Genomic DNA, 7,262 nt, shown 5'->3' on the forward strand with positions numbered 1-7,262 from the left:
TGCCTGGCTCCACTCGAGCTTTCTCATCCGGCAGGTCCATACCTATGCGAACCCGAGAGACTTTCTTGGAACCGATCCTTCTCCCCACGCCCCTTCCTGCCGATGGGCCTCTGCCGCATCGCAAGCTCATTCGTTCCTGGCTGCTGCCGTTCTCGCGCCGCCGCACGGCCTATGCGCTGCTGCTCGTCGCACAAGACTTGCTGCTGTTTGCGAGCGCGATCGTCGCGACGGTCTGGATACAGTCAGTCCAGATAAAGATCCTGTTCGGACTGGCTGGTGGCTTCCTGATCGGCCGCTTGTTCATTCTGGGACACGACGCCTGCCATCAGAGCTTCACCGAGCATCGGAAACTCAACGCCTGGATCGGTCGCGTGGTGTTCCTGCCCTCACTTACGCCATACAGCTTGTGGGAGACCGGCCACAACGTCGTTCATCACGGCTATACCGGCCTGAAGGGATTCGACTTCGTTTGGCAGCCGCTGAGCTTCAAGGAGTACCAGGCTCTGCCGGCCTGGCGGCGCGTGCTGGAGCGTGTGTACCGCAGCGGCTGGGCCCCCGGACTCTATTATCTGGTCGAGGTATGGTGGCTGCGGATGTACTTTCCGCGCCGCGAGCGTCTGCCGGCCCGACGCTCGATCTTTCGCTGGGACTGCTTGCTGGTTTCCGCTGCAGCCCTGGTCTGGATCACCGCGCTGGCAGTTGCCGCCCGAAGTACGGGGCAGTCGGTGCTGCTGCTCGTCGGGGTCGGCTTTATCGTGCCTTTCATGTTCTGGAACGCGATGATCGGCTTTGTCGTCTACGTCCATCACACGCACACCGACGTTGCGTGGCACGCGGAGAAAGCAGCTTGGTCGCGTGCACAACCCTTCGTCTCGACAACAGTGCATCTGAAATTTCGCCGGTGGTTCGGCCTGGATATCGGCGCCCTCCTGCATCACATCACCGAGCACACCGCGCATCACGTCGACATGGGGATCCCGCTATATGGCCTGCGACCGGCACAAGCCCTGCTGGAACGCCTGCTTCCCGGCAGGATCGTGGTGCAGGACTTTTCCTGGCGCTGGTACTTCGATACCGCTCGGCGCACCAAGCTCTACGATTTCCGCGCGCAACGGTGGACCGATTTCCGCGGCCGGCCGACGAGCGGCCCGGCGAACAGGGGGTCTTGAGGCTCTCCTCATCGCCTTGTGGCGTGATGCCGGACTTGCCGCCCCGGAGTTGCCACAGGGCTCAGCTCGAACGTCCAGAACGAGATGCATCGCGAGCAGTCGTCTCCCGCGCCGTGGGAAGGCGAGTTGAGGCTTTCCGTCGACGACCTAGGGGATTGTTCGACTCCCTGACGATTCCAAGAATCGAGATACGTACTTGCCGCATTCCGGTCTCGGGAACTGCGAATGGCGGGCCTGGCTTCCACTCGGCAATCTGACGTATCTCAACTGCCGATGACCATCATGCCTGCCAAACTTGCAACGGCCTCGTTGACGATCGACTGCCTGGTCTGCCCGGTGCAGAGCTGCCTCGTGCATCGCGGCAACGACGCTCAGGCCAGAGCCTGGAGCGAGATGCTGGCGCCGCGCCAAGCGCTGATGCCGGGTGATGGCGCCTTGTTTCGCGCGGGCGACGGCCAGCGCGCCCTGTACTCGGTGCGGGGGGGCTGCCTCAAGACTTTTACCGTCGACGCAGAAGGCAACGAGCGGATTCGCGGTTTCCACTTTCCCGGCGATCTGATCGGGCTTGATGCAATCGGCGATGGTCGGCACCTGTCGACTGCCGTCGCGGTGGTCCCGTCACAAGTCTGTGTCGCGCCGATGGTGGACCTGCAGAGCCTGATGTCGAATGTGCCGGCCATCTCGATACGGGTCATGCGGCAGATGAGCCAGGAACTTGCCATGTCACTGGCGATCTCCGGCAACTATCCGGCCGAACAGCGACTGGCCGCCTTTCTCCTGTTCCTGCGCGAGCGCACGGGCGCTGTCCACGTCGTCCGCTTTCCGATGGCCCAGCGGGACGTCGGCAATTACTTGCGGCTGGCTAATGAAACAGTCTGCCGTTACCTGAAGCGCTTCGAAAAGCGCGGCTGGATCAGTATGGGCAATCACAGCGTCCGTCTGCTCGACGAAGTGGCACTCCGCGAAATGGCGGACGCCATCGGGATCACGCCGCATGCTGCGACCACTGAAACATCAGCACCGGCCTTCCGCAGGCTCGAGCGGCAGAATCTCGCAGCCGTTGCTTGAGCCGTTTCCTGGCCGCCAGCCGGGCATTTGGGCGCGGCGTTCTGGCAGGAGTTGGCTCTCATACCAACCGCGCATAGCGGGAGGTGTAAGCGGATTTGGTCGATCGTGCGGCAGACTCACGCAGGCTTGCATCGAACGGCATCGCGAGGGCGCGCAACAGGCAGCGCCCGGTCTCGGTGACCTCGATGCATTTCTCATGCAAGCGTACAAGGCCGTCTTCGGAATGATGCTCCAGCTGCTCGAGTTCAAGCTCGAAGTGATGATGGAAATCGATTCCGTAGCGATCTTCAAGGGCTGAAATATCGACATGTCCCTGGCACATGAGTGCTGCGATCACATCGCGTCTGAGGCAATCCTCGGTCGACAGGAACAGGCCGCGATCGATCGGCAATCGACCTGAAACCAGGGCCGCCCGATAGTCTTTCATGGTGCGGGCGTTCTGGCTGTAGCTGTCGCCGAGTCGGCTGATCGAACTCATGCCGATGCCGAGCAGATCCAGCCCTCCGCGCGTCGAATAGCCCTGAAAGTTGCGCTGCAGTGTTCCATCGCTCAGCGCACACGCGAGCTCATCGGAGGGCAGGGCGAAATGGTCCATGCCGATGTAGAGGTAACCGGCCGCAAGCATGCGCTCGATGGTGAGCTGAAACAGTTCAAGCTTCTGTGCGGCGTTCGGCAGGTCTTCGAGCCTGATCCGGTTCTGCGCCTTGAAGCGTTGCGGTACGTGCGCATAGGAGTAAGCCGAGATTCGGTCAGGCCGCAGCCTGATGACTTGATCAAGGGTTTCACGGACGCTGGTCGGGGTCTGTTTCGGCAGGCCATAGATCAGATCGACGGACAAGGACCGGAAACCATGGCGCCGGGCGGCTTCGATGAGTAGCGCCACCTGCGCGACGCTCTGCCTGCGATTCACCGCCTTCTGCACGGCCGGGTCGAAATCCTGGATGCCGAAACTCGCTCGGTTGAAGCCGAGCCTGGCCAGTTGCTCGATGCTGTCCGGCGTGACCGTGCGCGGATCGATTTCGATCGAGAATTCGCGCTGCTCCTCTCTGCTCAGCCTGAAGTGCTGGTGCAGATGCTTGAACAGCCGACCAAGCTGGTCCATCGAGAGCCAGGTCGGCGTGCCTCCTCCGAAGTGCAGCTGTTCGACCGTTCTGCGCGCTGGAAACAGGCCGGCCTGCAAGCCGAGTTCGAGCCCGAGCAGATTGACGTACTCATCGCCTTCGCCGTGCTGACGCGTGACGATTTTCGTGCAGCCGCAGTAGAAGCAGGGGGCGTCGCAGAAAGGGATATGAAGGTAGAGCGACAACGCCGCGTCGGTAGTCGTTACGGAGCTCCGCTGCGCAGCTTTGCGGTGCTCGCCTGGCCCGAATGCCGGGTCGAACTGCAGCGCGGTGGGGTAGGAGGTGTAGCGCGGGCCGTTGCCGTCGTACTTTCGCACCAGTGCCGGTGATGGCGCAGTTCCAAGCTTATGGACAGGCGTCATGATCGTGTGGCCGGCAGGATCGAAACAGCGTTCTGCCCAGCCTTGCAGAGGCTTTCGGGGAAGGCGCTGGGGAGCGATGCGGTTGCGGCCAGTCCGGTCAGGCCGACTGCCAGCAACCACCAGCCGCGCCCACGTCGTGGACCTGTGCCGCTGCCGCCGCGAGCCGCGTGCCAGCCAATCGCGGCAAGCAGCGGCGAGCCGCCCAGCGCGAAGGCACCCGCAGCCAGTGCACCATCGATGCCATTGCCCGACAGCGCCGACAGCAGCAGCACCGAGTACAGCAGGCCGCAGGGTACGGCCGCCCACAAGGCACCACGCAGCAGCAACAGCGGGCGTGTGCTCAGGCCAGCGTTCGCTGTCAAAACGCGGCTGGGACAGCAGCCTGTGGGCGCAGCTGAACGCAGCAGCAGACGGAGCCCGATGATCACCAGCGCAAGTGCTGCCGCTGCTTGCAGCATCAGCCCGGCAACAGCGCCCGGCAGGTGGCGGAGGATCGCCTGCCCCATGAAGCCCGCCAGGCCACCCATGGCGGCATAGCCCAGCACGCGACCGCCGTGAACCCAGCCGATGGCGGTGGCGAGCGGCACCGTGCCGGCCGCACGTGCATGGTGTGCACTGAGGGCGCCACACATCGCACTGCAATGCACGCTTGCGGCTGCCCCCGCGAGCAACATTCCCGGGGGGCCAAGCACCGAGCCTGGTAGCCAGAGCATGGGCTTCAGACGGCCGCGCGAGCGCAGGGAGCGCAGTCGGTCGCTTGTCCCAGTTCCTTGTGGCGGCTGACCCATCTGGCGGCAGCTGATTCGACAGGGTGCATGACAGTTCCGTGGGCGGTATCCGTGCTGGATGAAGCAAGTTTCGATGTCACCGCCGCAGCGTGCTTTGACGCCGATCAAAGCACCGGCACGCTTGCTTCAGCGTTCGTCGTCCGGCAGGCGAACCGCCTGCTCATCGAGTTCGTCGAACTGACCGCTGGCCGTCGCCCACAGAAACACGGCGATCGCGAGGAAGACGACGCCGAGTCCGATCGGGATCAGCAGGTAGAGGCTGGGCATGGCTTCAGCTCGCGAGGGATGGCGGCGACGGCAATCGCTCCAGACGCAGCGCATTGCCGACCACCAGCAACGAAGAAGCCGACATGCCGGCTGCGGCCAGCCAGGGTGGCAGCGTGCCGCTCATTGCCAGCGGCAGCACCAGCAGGTTGTAGCCGAGCGCCCACCACAGGTTTTCGCGGATGCGCGCCTGCGTCGCCCGCGCGACGTCCAGCGTCAGCGGCAGCAAGCTCAGGGTATCGCCGAGCAGCAGCAGATCGGCCTTGCTCTGGGTCAGCGCGGCCCCCTGCGGCATGCAGGCGGAGACGTCGGCAGCGGCCAGCAACGGCGCGTCATTGAGACCATCACCGACGGCGAGCAGGCGATGACCGTCCGCGCGCAGGGCCTGCAGGCGCGCGAGCTTCGCTGCCGGCGTCTGGCGCGCACGCCAGTCGTCTATCCCCACCGCCTGGGCGACAGCGTGCACTGCGTCCTCGGCATCGCCACTGAGCAACTCGAGGCGCAGACCGCGACGACGCAGTTCGGCGGCGACGGCTGTCGCCTCCGCGCGCAGCCGGGCACCGATCACGAACAAGGCCAGGGGCTGCTGGTCATCGCTGAGTGCGATGACCGTAGCATCGGCCGGGCTGGCGAAGCCGGGCGGCAGACCCACCGGCACCGGTGCCGCATCCAGGGCGCCGAGCCGGTAGCGCTGGCCGGCGATGATCCCCGAGATACCGGAGCCAGCAACATGGGTCAGCTGCCCGGCCTGCAAGGGCGTGGCGATATCCGCGAAAGCAGAGGCAAGCGGATGGCGGCTGCCGCGTTCCAGTGCCGCGGCGATTCTCACCAGCGTGGCGCTGTCGCCGCCAGCCAGCGGCAGGATCTGGATCAGCTGCATGCGGTTGTCGGTCAGCGTGCCGGTCTTGTCGAACAGCACATGATCGATCGTCGCCAGCGGCTGCAGGGCGCTGGCATTGGCAACCAGTACGCCGCCGCGGGCGAGGCGCGACGTCGCAGCCGCCAGTGCCACCGGCACCGCCAACGACAAGGCGCAGGGACAGCTGGCAACCAGCACCGCCAAAGCGATGCCAAAGGCGACGTCACCGCTGGCGCCACGAAACAGCGCCAACGCGGCACCGATCGCGGCGAGCGCCAGCACCGCGGCGATGAAGTGACCGGCGATCCGGTCGGCAAACTGCTGCAGTTTCGGCTTGCGGGTCTCGCCGTGATCAAGCAATTGCGTGATCTGAGCCAGCACGGTGTTCGCACCCAGACGTTCGACTTTCAGCAGAAGCGGCGCGCTGCCCAGATTGAGGGTGCCGGCGAGTAAGGTCTGGCCGGGCTGACGCAACTGCGGTCGCGATTCGCCACTGAGCAGGGCTTCGTCAAGTTCCGCCGCCCGTTCAAGCAGCGTGCCGTCGGCCGGCACCGTGTCGCCGGGCGCGACTACGGCCACATCGCCGAGCGTCAGCTGGCCGATTGGAATGGTTTCGACCTGGCCGTTGATTCGCCGTTGCGCGGTCAGCGCTCTGCGGCCGGCCAGCAAGCGCAGGCGCTCGCTGGCGCGCGCTCTGCTGCGGCCTTCGAGATAGCGACCTACGGTCAGGAACCAGACGAACATCGTCGCGGTATCGAAATAGAGTTCGCCGCTGCCGAGCAGCACGCGAACGGTCGACGCGGCGAATGCAGTGGACAGCGCCAGCGCGACCGGCACGTCCATGTCCAGTCGACGGCTGCGGATCGCCCGCCAGGCATTGGCGAAGAACGGCCAGCCTGCCCAAAGCACGCCCGGGATGGACAGAACCAGCTGCGCGCCACGCAACAGGGCCTTGGTGCCGGCATCGATGTCGGCGACGAAATAGGTTGGCCAGGCCAGCATCATCACCTGCATCGCGCAGATGGTCGCGACTCCAATACGGGCGAAGGCCATCCTGCGAGCCTTCTTGTCACGCTCGGCCGAGTTCTCCGAGGCGAGGATGCGCGGATCGAGCCCGGCGCCATCGAGGGCGGCGAGCAGCGCGGAGAGCCGCGTGGTCCGCGGATCGAAGCGAAAGCGGGCGGTCCTGGCCGCGACATTGATGTGGATGTCCGAGGCTTGGCCACTGAGCTGCTTCGTCGCTCGGCTGGCACAGGCGGCGCAGTGCATGCCGTCCAGCGCCAGCATCACTTCGCAACTGCTGCCGACCGTCGTGCCGAAGCCGGCCCTGAGGTCCGGGCGGTCATAGACGGTCCAGTCGCGGCTTTCGTTCATGCGCTCAACGCTGTACCGCGATGGCCGCCGGTTTCGGGGCGATTTCGGTGAAGCCGCTCGCGTAGGCGACGAAGGCGAAGATGCTGCCGATCACGATCGACAGAAACGGCAGTCCGATGGTCACCACCAGTTCCAGCGACATCACGCTTTTATCGGGTAAGAGGGCAGTTTTGTTCATCGTTGATCTCCAGTCAGGAATCGGGCGCTGCGGCGAGCACTGATCGAGGGATCGTCGTCGCGCCGGATTTCGAAAATCA

The 7,262-nt window shown here is 64.8% G+C and carries 7 protein-coding genes; 2 read left to right on the forward strand and 5 right to left on the reverse strand.

The window, feature by feature from the left end; genetic code table 11:
* Positions 1-65 precede the first annotated feature (65 nt).
* Positions 66-1,169, forward strand: a complete 1,104-nt coding sequence (locus Q0D45_RS08785) for a fatty acid desaturase (protein ID WP_293391383.1) — start codon at positions 66-68, stop codon at positions 1,167-1,169.
* A 273-nt stretch (positions 1,170-1,442) separates the two neighbouring features.
* Positions 1,443-2,237, forward strand: a complete 795-nt coding sequence (locus Q0D45_RS08790; protein WP_293391385.1) for a helix-turn-helix domain-containing protein — start codon at positions 1,443-1,445, stop codon at positions 2,235-2,237.
* Between the two features lie 58 nt (positions 2,238-2,295).
* Here the strand turns inward: Q0D45_RS08790 and hemN are convergent, their stop codons facing one another.
* From hemN to Q0D45_RS08815, 5 genes are all read right to left on the reverse strand, one after another.
* On the reverse strand, positions 2,296-3,720 hold the full coding sequence (hemN, locus tag Q0D45_RS08795) for an oxygen-independent coproporphyrinogen III oxidase (protein ID WP_293391416.1): 1,425 nt from the start codon (positions 3,718-3,720) through the stop codon (positions 2,296-2,298).
* Complete coding sequence (locus Q0D45_RS08800) at positions 3,717-4,508, reverse strand: sulfite exporter TauE/SafE family protein (RefSeq protein ID WP_366946392.1); 792 nt, start codon at positions 4,506-4,508, stop codon at positions 3,717-3,719. Before Q0D45_RS08800 ends, hemN begins: the two co-directional genes overlap by 4 nt.
* Before the next feature lie 126 nt (positions 4,509-4,634).
* A complete protein-coding gene (gene ccoS / locus Q0D45_RS08805; protein WP_293391422.1) occupies positions 4,635-4,775 on the reverse strand; it encodes a cbb3-type cytochrome oxidase assembly protein CcoS in 141 nt (46 codons plus the stop codon).
* Between the two features lie 4 nt (positions 4,776-4,779).
* The gene (locus Q0D45_RS08810; RefSeq protein WP_293391424.1) at positions 4,780-7,005 is read right to left on the reverse strand and encodes a cation-translocating P-type ATPase; all 2,226 of its coding nucleotides are present in this window, start codon (positions 7,003-7,005) and stop codon (positions 4,780-4,782) included.
* Positions 7,006-7,009: 4 nt separating this feature from the next.
* Positions 7,010-7,262: hypothetical protein (locus Q0D45_RS08815; protein ID WP_293391427.1), on the reverse strand; the 253-nt coding region annotated here is incomplete at its 5' end.

The organism is Nevskia sp. (assembly GCF_023266035.1).
Lineage (GTDB): Bacteria > Pseudomonadota > Gammaproteobacteria > Nevskiales > Nevskiaceae > Nevskia.